Annotated in this window: 9 protein-coding genes; 8 read left to right on the top strand and 1 reads right to left on the bottom strand. The window is 54.9% G+C overall.

Translation table 11 applies throughout. The features are described 5' to 3' along the window. Positions 1–63 precede the first annotated feature (63 nt). From AXF13_RS05270 to AXF13_RS05260, 3 genes are all read left to right on the top strand, one after another. Entirely contained in the window at positions 64–3,318 is a 3,255-nt protein-coding gene (locus AXF13_RS05270) for a non-ribosomal peptide synthetase (protein WP_223299983.1), read from the top strand. A gap of 82 nt (positions 3,319–3,400) precedes the next feature. Then, on the top strand, positions 3,401–4,528 hold the full coding sequence (locus tag AXF13_RS05265) for a class I SAM-dependent methyltransferase (RefSeq protein WP_223299982.1): 1,128 nt from the start codon (positions 3,401–3,403) through the stop codon (positions 4,526–4,528). Continuing rightward, the gene (locus tag AXF13_RS05260) at positions 4,521–5,318 is read left to right on the top strand and encodes a thioesterase II family protein (protein ID WP_062251928.1); all 798 of its coding nucleotides are present in this window, start codon (positions 4,521–4,523) and stop codon (positions 5,316–5,318) included. The genes AXF13_RS05265 and AXF13_RS05260 overlap by 8 nt, the downstream gene beginning before the upstream one ends. Before the next feature lie 527 nt (positions 5,319–5,845). On the opposite strand, the gene AXF13_RS05255 is transcribed toward AXF13_RS05260, so the two are convergent. Next, positions 5,846–6,853 carry a helix-turn-helix domain-containing protein gene (locus AXF13_RS05255; RefSeq protein WP_008683719.1) on the bottom strand — a complete coding sequence of 336 codons (1,008 nt, stop codon included), beginning with the start codon at positions 6,851–6,853 and terminating at the stop codon, positions 5,846–5,848. 27 nt (positions 6,854–6,880) lie between these two features. Between AXF13_RS05255 and AXF13_RS05250 the strand changes: the two genes are divergently transcribed. From AXF13_RS05250 to AXF13_RS05230, 5 genes are all read left to right on the top strand, one after another. Further along, positions 6,881–7,300: a hypothetical protein gene (locus tag AXF13_RS05250; protein ID WP_062251927.1), complete on the top strand. Its 420-nt coding sequence runs from the start codon at positions 6,881–6,883 to the stop codon at positions 7,298–7,300. Positions 7,301–7,359: 59 nt separating this feature from the next. Beyond that, the gene (locus AXF13_RS05245; RefSeq protein ID WP_062251926.1) at positions 7,360–8,157 is read left to right on the top strand and encodes a thioesterase II family protein; all 798 of its coding nucleotides are present in this window, start codon (positions 7,360–7,362) and stop codon (positions 8,155–8,157) included. A gap of 45 nt (positions 8,158–8,202) precedes the next feature. Continuing rightward, positions 8,203–9,960 (top strand): ABC transporter ATP-binding protein, encoded by a 1,758-nt coding sequence (locus tag AXF13_RS05240; protein ID WP_223299981.1) that lies wholly within the window; start codon positions 8,203–8,205, stop codon positions 9,958–9,960. Then, entirely contained in the window at positions 9,953–11,671 is a 1,719-nt protein-coding gene (locus AXF13_RS05235) for an ABC transporter ATP-binding protein (protein ID WP_062251924.1), read from the top strand. Before AXF13_RS05240 ends, AXF13_RS05235 begins: the two co-directional genes overlap by 8 nt. A 103-nt stretch (positions 11,672–11,774) precedes the next feature. Beyond that, positions 11,775–17,486 (top strand): non-ribosomal peptide synthetase, encoded by a 5,712-nt coding sequence (locus tag AXF13_RS05230; protein WP_062251923.1) that lies wholly within the window; start codon positions 11,775–11,777, stop codon positions 17,484–17,486. Positions 17,487–17,522 lie beyond the last annotated feature (36 nt).

Here is a 17,522-nt window from a genome sequence, read left to right as displayed (position 1 = left end):
GCCCGGAGGGCAAAAAACAAGAAACTGCCTTCCCGGTGGGTTGTCAAAGCAGCGCCGGATGCCATGTATAAGCCCTTCCCATTGAGCGACATGCAGCAGGCCTACTGGATTGGCAGAGACAAGGATATCGGCGGAGGCGGTGTTGCCATGCAGAGCTATGTGGAAATAGATTGTCCGGCTCTGGATGTCGCGCGGCTGCAACAGGCCCTGGACACGCTCGTCTCACGCCATCCGATGCTTCGCGCGGTCGTGCTGGAAGACGGGCGACAGCAGGTTTTGCCGCTTCCCCGTCGCCTGTCCGTGCGTGAAGAGAATCTTCAGCATCTTGACGCCGAGGCTCGGGAGCAGCGCCTCAACGATATCGCCATGGAAATGATCGCCACGGTCAGCGATCTTTCAGTCTGGCCCCAGTCCGAGGTGCGTTTCAGCCGCCTGTCCCCTTCCGGAGCGGGCAGGCTGCACTTCCGTTTTGACCAATGGGCCATAGACGGCAGGAGTTTTCAGATTATTTTCGAAGAACTGGGCACACTGTACGCGTCTCCGCAAACCGCTCTGCCCCCCTTGCGCATAACCTTCCGCGACTATCTGACCGCGCTTGAGCAGTCCAAAAACGGCGTGGAATATTTTGAGAGCGAACGTTACTGGATGGACAGGCTCAAATCCCTGCCTCCGCCCCCTCCCCTGCCCAGACGGAGTTCCCCCGCCTCTCCGGCCACACCTGACATGGTAACGCGGCGGGCGGATATTCTGACGGAAAAAGAAACGCTGGCACTGAAGAGTATCTGCGCTGAAATGGGCCTTTCCCATGCCTCCGCCCTGGGGGCGGCCTATGGAGAGGTTCTGGCCCTCTGGAGCGGCACCCGACGCTTTACGCTGAACACCCCCCGTTTTAACAGGGAGTTGAGCTGGCACCCCGACATCAATAACATCATCGGAGAGTTCGCCACATTCACCCTGCTGGAATTTGACGACGCTCAAGGCGTATCTTTCAGGGACAAGGCGGCAAAGTTTCAGGAGGAAACTTGGACCAGCCTCCGCCACGGGCAGGTTTCAGGCATGTCGCTGCTGCGCGAACTGGCGCGGATAAAAGGTTCCGCCGAGTCCGCCTCCATGCCCGTTGTGTTCACGGCTATGCCCGACGGCGCTTCCGACGGCGCGGACCTGGATGAGCATATACGCGCCATGGGCATTCTGCACCGCCTGTACGGCTCAACGCCTCAGGTCCACCTGGATTGCGTTTTTTCGATTTTTTCCGGTAAACTGCATATATATTGGGATTCCAGAGACAGCCAGTTTCCCGACGGACTTATTGGGGATATGTTTCAGGAGTTCATGCGTCTTGTCCGTCTGCTTGCGTCGCAAAAAGAAGCATGGGAGCGGCCAAGGCTGGCGGAACTGCCCGAAACACAGAAAAAGGCGCGCCAGACAGCGGCGGCGGCCCCCGAACCTTTACCCGACACCGACCTGCTGCGCCTTTTTTCTCACCAGGCTTGGAGCCATCCGGAGAACATCGCCATTTTCTGCGGCGAGGATGCCGTTTCCTACCACGCCCTGCATGATGCAGTCTTCCGTGTTTCTCAACAGATTCAAAAGATGCTGTGCGGTGTCGTTGCAAGGCCGGAACAGCTTCCGCCGCATGGCGGATGCGTGGCCGTCCTCATGCGACGCGGCTGGAAGGCCGTTGCCGCTGTTCTGGCGGTTATGGCGGCTGGCAGACCCTTCCTGCCCCTTGACGCCTCCTGCCCTGCCGCGCGTCTCGAGACCCTCGTGCGCATCGGCGGCGCCGTGGCTGTCATCACGGATGAGCCATGCAGCCATGCGGCGGAAAGTCTGCGCCTGCCCGGGCTCGTTTTTGACTCGTCTTCCCCGGAGGCGGGCTCCGACCGACATTACCCGGTTCATGAGCGACAGTTCCTTCACGCGCCACATGCAGCGGCCTATGTCATGCTTACCTCCGGGACCACCGGAACGCCCAAGGCCGTCACCATCGGGCAGAAAGGCCTTATGAATGCCGTGCTCCATTCAAACAGACGCTTCAAGGTGACGCGGGAAGACAGGTTTTTGGCCATTACCGCCATGCACCACGACATGTCCATGTATGACATTTTCGGAGCGCTGACGGCCGGAGCGGCCATAGTTATCCTTGCCCCGGAAAAGGCTTCCGATCCCCGGCACTGGGTTGAAACCATAATGCGGCGCGGCGCTTCCATCTGGAACAGCGTGCCCGGATTCCACTCCGCGCTCATGAAACATTGCCGGAAACAGGGGATTCAGCTTCCTCTACGACTGCATATTCTTGGCGGAGACTGGATTCCCCCCGGCACCCTGGCGAGCATAGCGGAATTCTGCCCCGGCTCGGAACTATACTCCTGCGGCGGTCCCACGGAAACCACCCTCTGGAACATCCTTCACCCTGTGCGGAGGCTTGACCCGGAGTGGCCTTCCATTCCCTACGGCGTCCCCATAGCCAACAACAGTTATTATATCATGGATTCTGCCCTGAATGAGCTTCCTGACTGGGTTGCGGGCGAAATGTACTGCTCCGGCATAGGGGTATGCATGCATACCACCGGCGGGGATGAAAATTCTTTTGTCGCACATCCCCGTACGGGCGAGCGCCTGTACAGAACCGGCGATATGGGGCGCTACCGGCCCGGCGGCATTATCGAAATCCTGGGCAGAAAAGATTTTCAAATAAATATAGGTGGCTACCGCGCTGATCCCGTCGAGATTGAATCGGCTCTCACAACCTGCTCCGGCGTCGTGCGCGCCATTCTGTTGCCGGTGTCCATGCGCGCCGACGGCAGCGACGGGGAAAGCAGGACCGTGCTCGGCGCCTGGGTCGAGACGGACGGCAGACGCCCGCTCCCCGAAGAGTTGTCGGAGTTTCTGCAAAAATCCTTTCCCCTCGCCATGATTCCACGGCTTTGGGCCATAGAAGACCAAACGCCCATGACCGCCAACGGCAAGGTGGACAGAAAGGCCGTGGGGCGTCTTCTGGCAGAAATCGCCGGAAAGGGGAGCATGAAGGGGAAAAACATCCGCCGTCCGGCGCAGACGCCTCTGGAAAAACTTGTGGCACGCCAGTGGGCGGAAGTTCTGGATACGGAGGAGCCTCCCCTTGACGCCAACTTTTTCCACTCCGGCGGTGACTCTCTGCGCGCCATGCAGATCATCGGACGCATCAGGGAAGTTATCCCCGTGCCTCTGCCGCTTTCTGTCTTCTTTATTTCTCCCACTGTGGAAGGTGTTGCAAACGCCATCCTCGAACGCCTGGCCGTTGAAGCCCCGGCTCAACAGGCCGCGCAGGAAGCCTGACATGACGGAACAGGAACGCCGGCAGCGAATCCGGCAATGGGCCGCGGTATATGAGGAAACATACCGGCAAATGGATAGCTCCATGCCGCTGCTTGAAAACTTCTCCCTCTGGAAAAGCGCCTGCACGGGCGACCCCATTCCCGGCAATGAAATGCGGCAATGGCTGGAAGATACCCTGGATGCCATAAGAGACCTCCACGCGGATTCCATTCTTGAAGTCGGCTGCGGGCATGGCCTGTTGCTGCTGCGCCTGGCCGGCGAATGCGCACGCTATGTCGGTGTGGACTTCTCGGCCGCCGCGCTGAACCGCCTTTGCAAAGCACTGGAAAAACTCCCGCCGGAGCAGCTTGAGAATCTCGATGTGGATCTCTGCCAGGCAGAAGCCGCCGATCTGGCCTCCGTCGGCGAAGAAATCTTTGACGCCCTCGTATACAATTCCGTGGTACAGTATTTTCCTGACACGGCGTATCTGCTGCATGCGCTGGAGCACGGCCTGAAACACATCCGGAAAGGGGGCAAGGTTTTCATAGGAGACGTCAGAAACGCCGCCGCATTGCCGTTGTTCCGAATATCCAGGCTCTTATGCGAGCTCCCCGGCGGCACAAGCGCCGCGCGATTCCGCGAGGAGCTGAATTCCATGGCCGACGAAGAAGAACTTCTTGTGCCCCCGGAGTTCTGGCACTCTTTACAGGGGGAACGTCTCGCACGCATGCGTGCTTTCACCAGGCCCAAACCGGGTTCCGCGTATAATGAGCTCATGAAATTCCGCTATGACGTAACCCTTGTGGATGAGAAAACCCCGCCTCTGTCCGCGAAACTGGTCCTGCCGTGGGAAAAAATTTCGGAGGCGGGAAAGCCTCAGGACATTCTGGCCGGGATTCTGGCCGGTCTGTTGCTGCCTGTCCCTCAGACATGCGGTTTAAGCGTCACAGGTATTCCTGACGCCAGAACCCATAAGGAAAGAAGCGTTTGTACCAGCATGCTCGCAGAAGGGTTCTCCCCGGCCCCGACACTTGCATCAGCCCTCGATCTGGCGGAAAACGCGGCAGGGTCAGCCCGGGAGCTTGGGCTGTTGCCCGCAGAAATACACGCCTTGGCCCAGGATCACGGCATGAGGGCGGATATTCTGCTTGATCACCGGGACGGCCTCTCGCTGACCGCTCTTTTTTACGCCCAAGACCCGGAAAAAATGGAAGGCGCACATGCCTGACCAATATTCTTTTCCGGCGGAAATAGCCGCCTGGCTGCCGGACGTGCCTCTTGGGAGGCCTCTCTTTCCACCCCTGTTCTGCTTCGCTCACGCCGGAGGCAGCGCGGATATCTATCGCCAGTGGCAAAAAGCACTCAGCGGGTCCGCCACCATATATCCCATGGAACTGCCGGGCCGCGGACGGCGCATGGCCGAGCCATTCTGTCCTTCAGTCGCCTTGGCGGCCCGGAGAGCGGCGCAATGCGTCGCGGCCTGCGTGCCCGACAGCCGCTATTTCATATTCGGACACAGTCTGGGCAGCATCATCGCCCTGGAAACCGTGAGAGAAATTGAAAGTCTGGGCATTCCCACTCCCGCGTTGCTCTTTGTTTCCGGCAGATATCCGCCGCATGTGATGCAGAATCATAAGCAAGCACTGTTCCGGGCTCCGACGCCAAGCCTGCTCGACGAGCTGCGCAGGCTTGGCGGAACCCCGGAAGACATTCTTCAAAACAGGGATTTCCTTGATGTGCTGCTACCTGTGGTGCGTGATGACTTCCGCTTGGTGGAAACGCATACATCCGCAGCAAGTCCACCCGTCTCCTGCCCCATTTGTGTTTGCTGCGGCGACAGGGACCAGGACTCGCCCCTGCCCCTCCTTGAAGAATGGGCAAAGCTTACCACCGGCGGCTGCACCATCCATCTCTTTCCCGGCGAACATTTTTATCTTTACGATACAAAAAATGATATGCCGGACTTTCTGGCCCGGCGCATCATGGGGACGGCAGCTCAAGATCTTACGCTTCGCTGATACGGACATGCCGTCCGGCACGAAACTTCAGCGTGGCGGCACAGTGATCTGAAAAGAGAAAATGCCCGGCGAACCGGGCATTTTCTCTTTAGAGCATAAATATTGCACAGTTCAAAATGCACGCTGTCCTCTGCCGCAAAAAACGCAATTTATCGCGGCTGTCGATACCCTGGGGCTCGCCCTGCCCAATGCGCACCAGGACCTGATACTACTGTGATTCTGTTCGCTCCGCTCTTGATGTGCGTATGGCGCTGCACGCCTACAGCCACGGCTTCAACTCCTTTCAGGTCGGTCAGGTAAGGAGAGCGAGACTTTCATAAAAGAAGTGTATTCTTGCCTCAACCGTTGCAGCAAGCTGCCTACGGATAAAGAACGCAGTGCCGACAGGTCCTAGAGCAGATTACCTTTGAAACACTACACGTTTCAAAGGATTCATTCGGGAAAAACGCGGTTTTTCCCCGAATCCACGCCGCTTCGCGGCACGCCTCACGGTGTTCGGCGTTAGAGCATTTTAAAGTTAAAATGCTCTAATTGGACAGTGTCGAAAATTGGCGCATTGTCTGCTTGGGTGTTATACCATAAAGCTTTTTATATGCGCTGATAAAGTGTCCGACATTGGAATAGCCTATGGCAAACGCGCATTGACTGACGTTCATCCGACGCTTTTCCAGCATTGAATAGGCATATTCCATTTTGCATTTATGAACAAACTTGGCGATACTTACTCCATAAAGATGCTTGAAACCCTGGTTTATTTTCGATCTGTTTATGCCGACTTTTGAATACAATTCCTCAACAGTGTCTATCATCAGAAATTGATTCTCTATTTCATTTTTTAGTTTTTTTATCCTGCATATCTCATCGTCCATAAAACAAACGTCAGAGCTTTCCATCCTTTTTTCCGCGCTGCGCATAGCCTTGAAAAAGAATTCGAGGATGGAGTATTTAACATAGAGCTCATTATTATTAAAGCATCCCCTGTTTTCGATGAAGCACCTCACGCATTTCATGCATTCCGCGCTGGCGATGCCGGCAGCCATTATGGGCGTCCTGCCGTTGCTTCCCATTCCGCGCAGCACTTCTTTCAAATGTGCATAGGCTCCCTGCCCGAAAGTGCTTTCCAAAAAATTCCTGGAGATGAAAATGCCGACATGCCTGTAATCATTCTGTCTCGGCAAACGCAGCGCGACATCCACATCCGAAAGCTCCCCAAGCGCAAACATATTTGAAGTTACAGAAACAGTATTTTCAGATTTGCAGTCAAACTCTATATGCGTTTCGCCTGAAGCGACAACAATGCATACCAGCACGGAGGATTCACAACGAAGATGGGAAACCTTTTCCCGTGTAACAGTGATTGGACCGCAAACCCCAAACTGAACGCCCTTAAAAGGCTCAAAGGCCACACCGCTTCCCTCTGCCCAGTCGCAGGAAAACGAGACATTTCTCGGCTCTTCATGGCAACGATGCATCCGGCTGATTTCAGCAACACGGGAAAGAGTAAAGTCTCTTTCAAACAAAGTCTTTGCGTCCATTCAGCAATCTCCTGAAGGCTGTATCTGATGTTCATTGATTTTCTTAAAACCTATTTGCCGCCCTCTACAGGCAAATTCGATATTTCGGGCAAGGAACTGCGTGCAATTGGTCTATATAGGCAGAACCAACGCCGCAATGAAGGGTCGGGCGGCGACTGGTCGGCCTTGCTCAACACCGCCCTGCGCATTCACAAAACAATCTCCGGCGAGGTCCCCCTGCCATTCCGGGATTCCGGCGCACAGAGGGATTTTTCAGGCAAGGCGCCGCAACGGCAAAGGAGGGCTGACATCACGAATCCATTCGGTTACTGCCGTCCAGACACCAGGCAGTCACAAAAAACCAAACTTTGTTCGCACGATAGATTATTCGACATTGAAAGTCAATTTCATTCACTCCTCAAGATTATTTCCTCTCTCCCAAACTGGATATTTTTATTGCCCTTTTGAGCAGAGGGAAGCGGCACTTTTGGGATAAGCCTACTAAAAACACAAACAGCAGGATACCTATGTCCCTTACCAAGACGTCTGCCTTTCCGGGCACGGCTTCGGACAAATGGCTGACCCAGGCGCCGGACGAGAACGACCAAGCCGCAATCATCGCATTCCCATACGCAGGCGGAGGGCCATCCGTATTCCATGGGTGGGACAAGTCACTGCAACCTTACCGTTTGCGCCTCTGTCCGGTGTCCCTGCCCGGCAAGGAAAAACGCCGTGCCGAAAAACTGCCCGACGACATTCATGAACTGGCACAGAGCATTGCCGCATCCGTTCTTGCCCACATCCATAAGCCCTATGTCATGCTCGGCCTCTGCTACGGGGCCAGCCTCGCCTACCTGACAGCCCAGCTCACCACCGCAGCCGGACGCCCTCCCGTGGGCATCATTGTTGCGGGCGGCAGGGCCCCGCACACTCCCCCTCCTGTACCCGTCAGCGACATGACAGATGATGATTTTATCAGCACATTGCACCGGCTTGGATTTATTTCCGATATTGTGCTTAGCAACAGAGAACTTCTCGATCTATACCTACCAATGCTTAAATCAGATTTTATAATGGACGAAAAATTTATTTTACCATATCCAAAATGCAAATTTTTATTCCCAATATCAGTATGTTACGGAGAAAAAGATGCAATAACTCCTGAGCATGATATTCTTGAATGGAGTATATACACGAGCAATCTGTTCATGGCTCAAAAATTTAAAGAGGATCAGTTATTTTTCGCAAAAGAATATGACAGATTCATTGAGTACATTGTTGAAAAAAGTCTTTCTCTTGTTGAGAACCCCAATTTTATAGAATAATCAGGGAGAGAAAACATGTCTGGCATATGCGCTATACGTCATCTCATGAAACTGGCACCCGAAAGCGTTCCTCCTATGCGCCAGGCCGTCTTCTTCGCCGCAGCGGCGGCGTTTTTTTATCCTATTCCCATCTTTATGGCCTGGATGGTTTTCCGCAGCCTGCAAAACGGTACGAGCAACAGTTTGATGGCGCTTTTTTTCGCCATTGCAACTATTGCTATCATCCTGGTCTTCATTTGCAGGGCGCGGTGCACGGCCTTTGCGCATAAGGCTTCTTTCATATTTGGGACAAAAATCTGTGCGGTATTGATGGACCATTTGGGAAAAATTCCCCTGCACTGGTTTTCAAATAAAAGCACTGGAGAATTAAAGAAAATTCTTAAACATGACATCGAATTAATGGAGTATTTTATTGCTCATAACATATCTGACAGCATAGCCTGTGTCTTACTTCCCATACTGTGCATATGCATCCTTTTCTTTATCAATACAACACTTTCCTTTGTAATCCTTTCAATAATAATAATTGCAATATATATTCATTATATAACATTTAAACTTATGAAGAATACAACTCTTAATGATGAATATTTCAAAACAGTATCAATACTTCATTCTGATACAATAGAGTTTATACATGGAATGCAGGATATAAAGATATTTAACAGAACAAATGAGTCATATCGAAGAATGGACGATGCAATAAAAAATTTCAAAAAAATACAAATAGATATACAAAAAGTTTTTTTACACAGGTGCATGTATTTTCTTACCATAACCGCAATGGCCTTTGTTATTACAGCCATAGCAGGCGCCTATTTATACAAGTCCGGTTACATTCAGCTTGATATCATGCTGTTGTTCATAATGGTGGGGTGGATATCCTTCGTCCCTCTTACGCGCATGCCCCGCTTCATCACTTTTTTGTGGAAGGCGGGTGTCGGTTACCATGGCATGAAACAGCTTCTGGACGTGCCGGAAGAAGTACGGGGCGACCGCAAATACGACAGCTCCATTGTGCCGGACCTCAGGGTTGAAAATCTGTCAGTGAACTATGACGACAAACCTGTGCTGAAAAACATAAGCTTTGAGGCCCGCGCATCCGCCATAACCGCCATTGTCGGCTTTAGCGGTTCCGGCAAGAGCACTCTGGTCGCGGCCCTTGCAGGCATGGAGCGCCTGAGTTCCGGCCGAATCACCGTGGGCGGCATAGATCTGCAGGAGTTCGCAAGCGGCGAACTCGGCAAACTGATGGCTCTGGTTTTTCAGAATCCCTTTATTTTTTCGGGAACAGTAAGGGAAAATCTCTGCCTTGGCCTGGACAACCCTTCACAGGAACAAATTGAAGCCGCCGCCCGCATGGTCCAGTGTGACAAATTCATTAAAAGCCTGCCCAACGGTTACGACACCCGGATCGGTTCCGGCGGCGAAGTCCACCTCAGCGGCGGCCAGCGCCAACGGCTGGCCCTGGCCCGCATGGCTCTGCATAATGCCCCGGTTGTTTTGCTTGATGAGGCCAGCGCTTTTGTCGATCCCGAAAGCGAGGAAGCCATTCAGAAAGGACTGTCAAATTTCCTGAAAAACAAGACCGTCATCGTCGTCGCGCACCGGCTGTCGTCCATCGCCCATGCCGACAACATCATCGTGCTGGACAAGGGAGCCATTGCAGAAAGCGGAACCCATGCGGAGTTGCTACAGCAGAACGGCGTATACAGCCGCATGTGGGATGCCTGGCAAACCACACGCTCGTGGGAACTCTGTTCTCCTTCTGAAAAAAACAGCTCCGGGGGCAAAGATGCTTAAGAATATACTTGCCTTTATCCAGGGAAAGCAAAAGCCCCTGTTACAGGCCATTGTACTGACTTTTTCCGTTCAGGCAGTACAGACCGCAGCCTATCTTCTGGTATTCTTTTTAATGCTCTATCTGACGTCAGATCCCACATACATCGGCATTCATGCATTCAGCCTCGCTCTGCTCCTGCTCGCGCTGGGGTACTACTTTGTCAGCTTCGCGGCATCATCCGCTTCGCTGAAATCGGGCTATGATATTGTCGCCGACATAAGGGTTCGCCTTGCCGCCCACCTGCGCACACTGCCGCTCTCGTACTTCAGGCGCACCAACAATGCCAAGATCAGCGGCTGCTTTCTGCACGACATGGTCGACGCTGAGTCCATTTTTTGCGTATACATTCAAGAGATGGCCGCCTGCATAGCCATTGTTCTCATGCTGGGAATCGCCACGGCATTCGTGACCGGCCCCCTGAGCCTCATCCCCCTGGTGGGGATTGCAGCCTCTTTGCCCATCCTTTACAGGGCCTACACCGCCACCGGCTCAAAAACGCAGGGGTTCCTGGACAGCAGAGCTCTGGCGGACAGCACGCTCCTGGAATACCTCGGCGGCATCGCTGAGCTCAAGGCCAACGGCATCACGGGACGCGGCTTTACGCCCTGGACAATGGCCAACGCCCGCTTTCGCAAGCTCGCCCTTGAGCTGGAAATCAAGGTCGGCGACCTGTGCCGCTCCTATATCTCTCTGTTGGATATAGTCTTTATCGCTACCGTGGCTGTCGGCGGGTGGGCCGTTTCCACTCACAGGGCTGATGCTGCCGTACTGCTTTTCATCCTTCTTATCAGCGGCAGATTTTACGAACCATTGCAAAATATTGGCGTCTTTTTGACGGAATTCAGATTCGCTACGGAATCCTTGCGCCGTATTACGTCGATTTTTCAGGAAAAGAGCTTACCCCAGTTGCCCGGCTACACGCCACCAGCTGATCTGAACATTACTTTTGACCGTGTATCATTCTCCTATGGGCAACGCCAGGTCCTGAACGATATATCATTTCACATGCCTCAGGGTACGGTTACCGCCCTTGTCGGGGAGTCCGGAAGCGGCAAAACCACCACAGCCAACCTCCTGCTGAGATTCTGGGATGTCAGCGGCGGATCTATCCGTATCGGCGGAACCGATATTCGGACGTTTTCGCAAAACGATTTCTACAAACTGTTCAGCGTGGTATTTCAGGATGTATACCTGTTCAACGATACCGTGCTGAACAATATACGCATGGCCTCTCCCCAGGCGAGCGAAGAAGAAGTGATGGAGGCGGCCCGCAAGGCTCACTGCCATGAATTTATCATGGAACTGGAAAACAAGTACGACACCATGGTCGGGGAAGGCGGGGCTCGCCTTTCCGGCGGCGAGCGCCAACGCATTGCCATAGCCAGAGCCATTTTGAAAAACGCTCCCCTACTGGTGCTTGATGAGGCCACAGCCTCCGTGGACCCCGAAAACGAGCTCCTGATCCAGGAGGCGCTCAAGACCCTCGTCAAGAACAAGACTCTGCTGATCATCGCCCACCGGCTGTCCACCGTGCGCGGGGCGCATCAGATACTCGTGCTCAAGGAAGGCGGCATTGCTGAAAAAGGAAGCCATGAGGAACTAATGCGCCTCAAGGGCATTTACTATCAATTCTGGCAATGCCAGGAACGCCTGAAGTCCTGGAGCATTTAGCCGCGACCGGCCATGGGAGAATCATTACATCGGCCCAGGCACTTAATGAAAATGAAATTAAAATTCTTTTCTATAACATCAAAGATTACTTCCCGAGGTCGTCATGGACTTGCCCCCCAATATTGAAGAGGTTTTCCCCGTAACTCCGCTCCAGGCCGGTATGCTCTTCCACGACCTTAAAGAGCCGGGTGCCTCTGTCTATATCCAGCAGTACGCCTTTGCCGTCAGGGGTCGCTTTGACATGCGAAAACTGGACGCGGCCTGGATGCTGACGCTCCAAAGGATCCCCTCCCTGCGTACTTCCTTTCACTGGGAAGGACTGAGCAAACCCCTGCAGGCGGTGCATGCCAAGGTTGACTACAGATTTCACCATGAAGATCTGCGCGCCCTGTCTCCGGATGAACAGGAAAAAAGACTGCGCCGCTTTATGGAAGAAGACCGGGCCGGGAGCTTCGCACTCGACAGACCGCCGCTGGTTCGCTTGGCATTCCACCGCCTCAAGGATGACCATCTGCATATGCTGCTGACATTGCATCATATTGTGGCGGACGGCTGGTCAATCGGTGTGCTTTTCGAAGAGTTTTGCAAAGCCTATTCCTGCGGATCTTCTCCACTACCGACCGGCAGAGGCAACCTCCCCTCCATGCGCGCATATGTGGCCTATTTAGGAGCCAAAAACAGCGAAACCTCCTTGCGCTGGTGGGCCGCCAAACTTGACGCCGCCCAATGCCCTCCCCTGCCGCGGAGGAAAAAACATCCCCGAGACGACGGAGAAGAAGCGGATCAAAGCGGCATGCCGGGCAGGCTGGAGCATTCACTGACTGAGGACGAAACGGCGTTTCTGACACAATCCGCCGCCGGGCTGGGCCTGACCTTGAATGTCTTTTTTCAGGCGGCATGGGCGCATGTTCTTTCCGTAAACTCAGGCCGTGCCGACGTGCTTTTCGCCTCAAGCTTTGCGCTCCGCCCAGCCGAAATTCCCGATGTTGAAAAAATCTTCGGCCCGCTGCTGAACGTTCTTCCCATTCGCATTGCCTTCAACGGGCAGATATGCCGCGACTGGCTGCAATCCATCCAGAATGACATGATTGAAGCAGCCGAGCACGGCCATGTGTCAGTCACCGCATTGCGTGAACTCTGCACCGCCAGCGCAGACGGCAGTTTTATCAATACTATGACCGTATTCGAGAATATTTCCGGCCAAGGCAATGGGGAACTTCCCTTTGAGATGACCGTTGAGGAAAGCTTTGAAAAAACCAGTTACCCCCTGACCGTCATGGGCTTTCCCGAACATACGCTTCGCCTGGTGCTCATCTATGACCGTCGACTTTTTTCCGACTTCGATGCGGAAACCATGCTTCTGCAAATGAAGGAGTTCATGCTCGCTCTGGCGCATGGCCGGGATCTCCCTCTTTCCCAGATCACCACCGCTCTTTCCGCAGCCCCTGCGGACAAGGCTGTTATACTTGCCGGGGAGGAGCATATTTTCCCCCCCTTTGATCCCTGGCTTGTTTTTGATTCCCTGGTGAAACGGAAAGAGGACGAACCGGCCCTTATACTGGCGGCAGATCCGGCGGACAAAAAAAGTGGCAAAAAGCGGGATATCATTGTCAGCTACGGCGAACTGCACAAGAAGGCGGATCATATTGCCGCCCTGCTTCATGGCCGAGGATTCGCCGCCGGAGACAAGGCCGGAATCCGCGCTGTACCCGGCACCGACATGATCGCCGCCATGCTGGCCGTATGGCGGCTGAACGGCGCATGGATGCCCCTGCCCCCAATCTATCCTGAAAGACAATCAGCGAGAATAATTGAAGATTCCGGGATAACCGTTCTTATTGCCGGGCAAGGCCTGTGGAATGACCGACACATGCCCGGCTCCTTGAACAGCGTTCTCTTTATTGACGGCTTCGACAGCGACGCCACGGACGATGCGGGACGCTCTCTACCCTCGCATATTGCGGCAGACCAGAGGGATGTGGGCTGCTTACTGTATACCTCCGGCTCAACGGGGCGGCCCAAAGGGGTTTGCCTGAGCCACGCCGGTCTCGGCAACCGCCTTCAGTGGATGTGGAAAGAGTACCCCTGGCAAAAAGGCGAGCGGGCCTGCGCCAAAACGACCACTGCTTTCGCAGACTTTTTCTGGGAAATTTTTGGCGCTCTTTTGGCGGGCACGCCCGTGGTGATTCCCAGCGCCGACTCCGCCAAGGACATTGCCTCTCTCGCGGAACTTGTCCACGAGCATGCTGTCAGCCGCCTGGTCATCACGCCCTCGCTGCTTTCCGCCCTAGTGGGCTCCGGACTGTTCGGCAGGTGGATGAACTGTCTCAGCCTTTTGTCCTGCAGCGGCGAGTCCCTTTCACCGAGGCTGGTGGAAAGCATACTCGCCCAAGTTCCGGAAGTGCGCCTCCTGAACCTCTACGGCTCGACAGAAGTGACGGCGGACGCGACCTGGCATGAAGCTTCCGCTTCCGGTAGCCTGGGCGACACGGTCTCCATCGGCAAGCCCATTGCGAACACCCTTGTCGCCGTCGTGGATGAAAACGGACGCCCCCTGCCACGCGGGGAAGAGGGAGAGATTTTTGTTTCCGGGGCCTGCCTTGCCACAGGCTACCACAATAACGAAGACATGACCCGCAAGTGCTTCCGCAAATTTCCGGCACTGGAGGCATTCAGTCCCGGCGCGACATGGTTCTCCACCGGCGACCTGGCCCATATAGGTCAAGATGGCCTTCTCTATTACAAGGGCCGCAAAGACAGGCAGGTCAAGATACGTGGCGTACGCGTGGAGCCTGATGAAGTACGCCACATCCTTGAAAAGCACCCCGCCGTTTCAGAGGCCGTTGTCTACGGCGTTCTTGACAGGACGGAACAAAAACGGCTTGTGGCCTATATCGCTCCTGACAGCCGCCGTAATGATCATGTCAATGCCGGTATAAGCCATCTTGAGCAGTGGAAGCATCTTTACAACGCGACCTATGAAAAGATCGCGCAAAAAGGCAACTTCACCGCAGACTACCATATATGGGTCAGCAGCTATACCGGCCTGCCGCTCACGCGGGAGGAAATGGACGAGTGCATGGCTGAAACCGTGCGTTCCATCACGGCATTGAATCCGGAGCGCATTCTTGAGATCGGTTGCGGGCAAGGTTTTCTGCTCTTCCCCCTGAAGGCCGTCTGCCGCCAGTACACAGGCACGGACAATGCGCCGGAAGCCTTGCTGCGCCTGTCCCAGGCCCTGGAAACCCCGTGGCGGGACGGGCAGGCATCCACAAAGGGCGTTTGCCTGTACGAAGGGCATGCGCACGATCTTTCCATGATCAGGGACGAGCCCTATGACACTGCGGTATACAATTCCGTTGTTCAGTATTTTCCCGACAGGAAATACCTGCTCACGGCCCTGAAACAGGCCATAGGAAAGCTGGGCCACGGCGGAAGGATATATCTTGGAGATCTGCGCAATTATGATGCGGAAGATATTTTTCTCTACAGTCTATTGATACATAGCCACAAGGACCAGCGCGGCACGGAAAACGAGTTCCTGGTTACGGACGTGCTGAGCCGTACGGCCAGGATGAAGAGCGGCGAAAAAGAACTGCTGGTGTCTCCGCGCTTTTTCCATCAACTGCCCGGCATCCTGCCTCGCGTCCGCGCGGTGGAAACCATGCCCAAGCGCGGACATGCCGACAACGAACTGACACGGTTCCGCTATGAGGCTTTTCTTTACCTGGATACCGTCCCTCTGCGCGAATTTTGCGGCAGCTCCGTCCAATGGGACGCAGCAAGGCACGGGCGGCGGGAACTTTCCCGGATGGTCCGCCAAGCCACGCAAAAGGGGATGGATTTATGCGTCCGGCGCATGGCCAACGCGCGCCTGACCCCTTGGCTGCGTTTCAAAATGGCGCTTGAAGATGCCGTGGCTTCAGGCGAAATGTTCTCCTCCATGTCCATGCTGTTACAAAAAAGCGAAGCTCATGAAGAAAGTGCGGGATTTACCCGCGAAGCCCTGCATGATCTTGCCCAGGAAACGGAATGCGAGGTGGATGTCCATTTTGCTTCTGACGGACTTTCCATCGACGCGCTTTTCCGCCCCAAGGGCAGCGGCAAAGCCGCACTTCCCCTTTCCGGCGCTGATGACCGCACGGAAGGCCCGCTATCCAACTCTCCCGTTGAGAACCGCGTACAGATCAACGTGCGTACAGAGCTTGAAAAATATCTTGAGGAGCAGTTGAGCGCTCCCATGAGACCGGAAATATTGCTGTTTTCCAAATCCATACCCAAAACTCTCACCGGGAAAATTGACGTCAAGCAACTGCCCAATCCCTTCCGCCAGGAACAGGATGCAGAGGGCAGCCTGCCGCAAACAAGCGAAGAGAAAAGGCTGGCCGAGATATGGCGCGGCCTGCTCGCAGTGCGGCATGTTTTCAGGGAAGACGACTTTTTCAGGCTGGGCGGGAACTCCATCTCCATTACGCAACTGGCTTTTATATTGCGAGGAGAATTCGGCAATCATGTGAACTTCAGGGATCTTTACCAGGTTCCCACCCTTCGCGACATGGCCGCCTATCTTGCCGGAACCGTGAAGCCCGGGTGCGTCGGGGGCCTGTCCGACGCCCATCTCAATATCCCCGAGGGTCTGCCCGAGGAGGACATTCACATGGCTGACGCCGCTGTGCCGGCCTCCATGGCGGCTCATCCTCTGCTCCCCGGCCAGCGCATCCTTGTGACAGGCGCTCCCGGAGCCATCGGGCTTTGGGTGTTGTCTCATCTGCTGGAGCGGCGCGATTGCACCATCCTTTGCCTGGAAGAGCCGGAAGGCTCCACCGGCAATGCCGGTCCGCTGGAATGCCTGCAACAGCGCATGCGCGAATCCCATTGCTGGCACAGCGACTACGCGCGCCATCTGCGCATGGTTCCCGGGCGGCTGGGCGAGGAGCGTTTCGGACTGGGCGAGGCGGAGTGGGCGCGCCTGGCCGACAACGTCGATCTTGTTGTGCACAGCGGCCTCAAGGTGAATCTGGCGCAAAGCTATCGCAACCTGCGCCGGATCAACGCGGCGGGCACAAAAGAGGTCATTGCGTTCTGCTGCGCGGGCCGTTGCAAGCCTCTGCATTTTATCAGCAGCCTGTCCATTGCCGACCACAGTGCGCGTGAAGAGAACAGCATCATCCGGGAAGACGATGATTTCACATCCAACAAGGGACTTTCAAGCGGCTATATCCTCAGCAGATGGGTTATGGATGCCATGGTGCGCAGGGCCGGGAACCGGGGGCTGCCGGTAGCCATTTACAGGTTCAACACCGTCGGCGGCGACACTGTCAGCCATCATTGCGATACGACGGAAATTTACTGGCGGCTCCTGCGGGTCTGCTGCCAGATGGGTCTTGTGCCTGAAAGCCGTCGCCTTGTGGACATTGTTCCCGTTAATGTGGCGGCCTCTGTCGTTCCAAGCATAGCGACCCGCGCGGGAAGCTACGGCCGCGCCTTTCATATCTGCAATCCGAGACCGGAACCGTGGGGCTGCTGGACAGACTACCTGAACCGCCTGGGCTACAACGTTTCACTTGTGCCCTCCTCGGACTGGGTACGGCATCTCAATCGGGAGGCGGAAGGCAGCAATGACGACAATCTGCGAATACTGCTTTCCATGGTCAGGCAGGACGGCGGCGACAGCATAAAGCCCCTGCGCATCGACATGAGCAACACCCTCGGCATGGCCGCACCGAAAATTCCTCCGTTTTCCTTTGAACTTTTTAAAAAATACCACAGCGTTATGCTCAAGGAGGGATGGCTTCCCAATCCCGAAGCGCAATAGGATAATTTTTTTACATTTCCGGGGGTGCTTTTTTGT

The sequence above is a fragment of the Desulfovibrio fairfieldensis genome, from assembly GCF_001553605.1.
In the GTDB taxonomy this organism is placed as follows: Bacteria; Desulfobacterota; Desulfovibrionia; order Desulfovibrionales; family Desulfovibrionaceae; genus Desulfovibrio; species Desulfovibrio fairfieldensis.
The sequence above is the reverse complement of the archived record's forward strand: the minus strand, read 5'-3'. Positions and strand labels throughout refer to the sequence as shown.

Coding starts and splice junctions, on each gene's coding strand:
- AXF13_RS05270 (WP_223299983.1), top strand. CDS start 64: ATGTATAAGCCCTTCCCATTGAGCGACATGCAGCAGGCCTACTGGATT.
- AXF13_RS05230 (WP_062251923.1), top strand. CDS start 11,775: ATGGACTTGCCCCCCAATATTGAAGAGGTTTTCCCCGTAACTCCGCTC.
- AXF13_RS05245 (WP_062251926.1), top strand. CDS start 7,360: ATGTCCCTTACCAAGACGTCTGCCTTTCCGGGCACGGCTTCGGACAAA.
- AXF13_RS05260 (WP_062251928.1), top strand. CDS start 4,521: ATGCCTGACCAATATTCTTTTCCGGCGGAAATAGCCGCCTGGCTGCCG.
- AXF13_RS05240 (WP_223299981.1), top strand. CDS start 8,203: ATGAAACTGGCACCCGAAAGCGTTCCTCCTATGCGCCAGGCCGTCTTC.
- AXF13_RS05235 (WP_062251924.1), top strand. CDS start 9,953: ATGCTTAAGAATATACTTGCCTTTATCCAGGGAAAGCAAAAGCCCCTG.
- AXF13_RS05255 (WP_008683719.1), bottom strand. CDS start 6,853: ATGGACGCAAAGACTTTGTTTGAAAGAGACTTTACTCTTTCCCGTGTT.
- AXF13_RS05265 (WP_223299982.1), top strand. CDS start 3,401: ATGCCGCTGCTTGAAAACTTCTCCCTCTGGAAAAGCGCCTGCACGGGC.
- AXF13_RS05250 (WP_062251927.1), top strand. CDS start 6,881: ATGTTCATTGATTTTCTTAAAACCTATTTGCCGCCCTCTACAGGCAAA.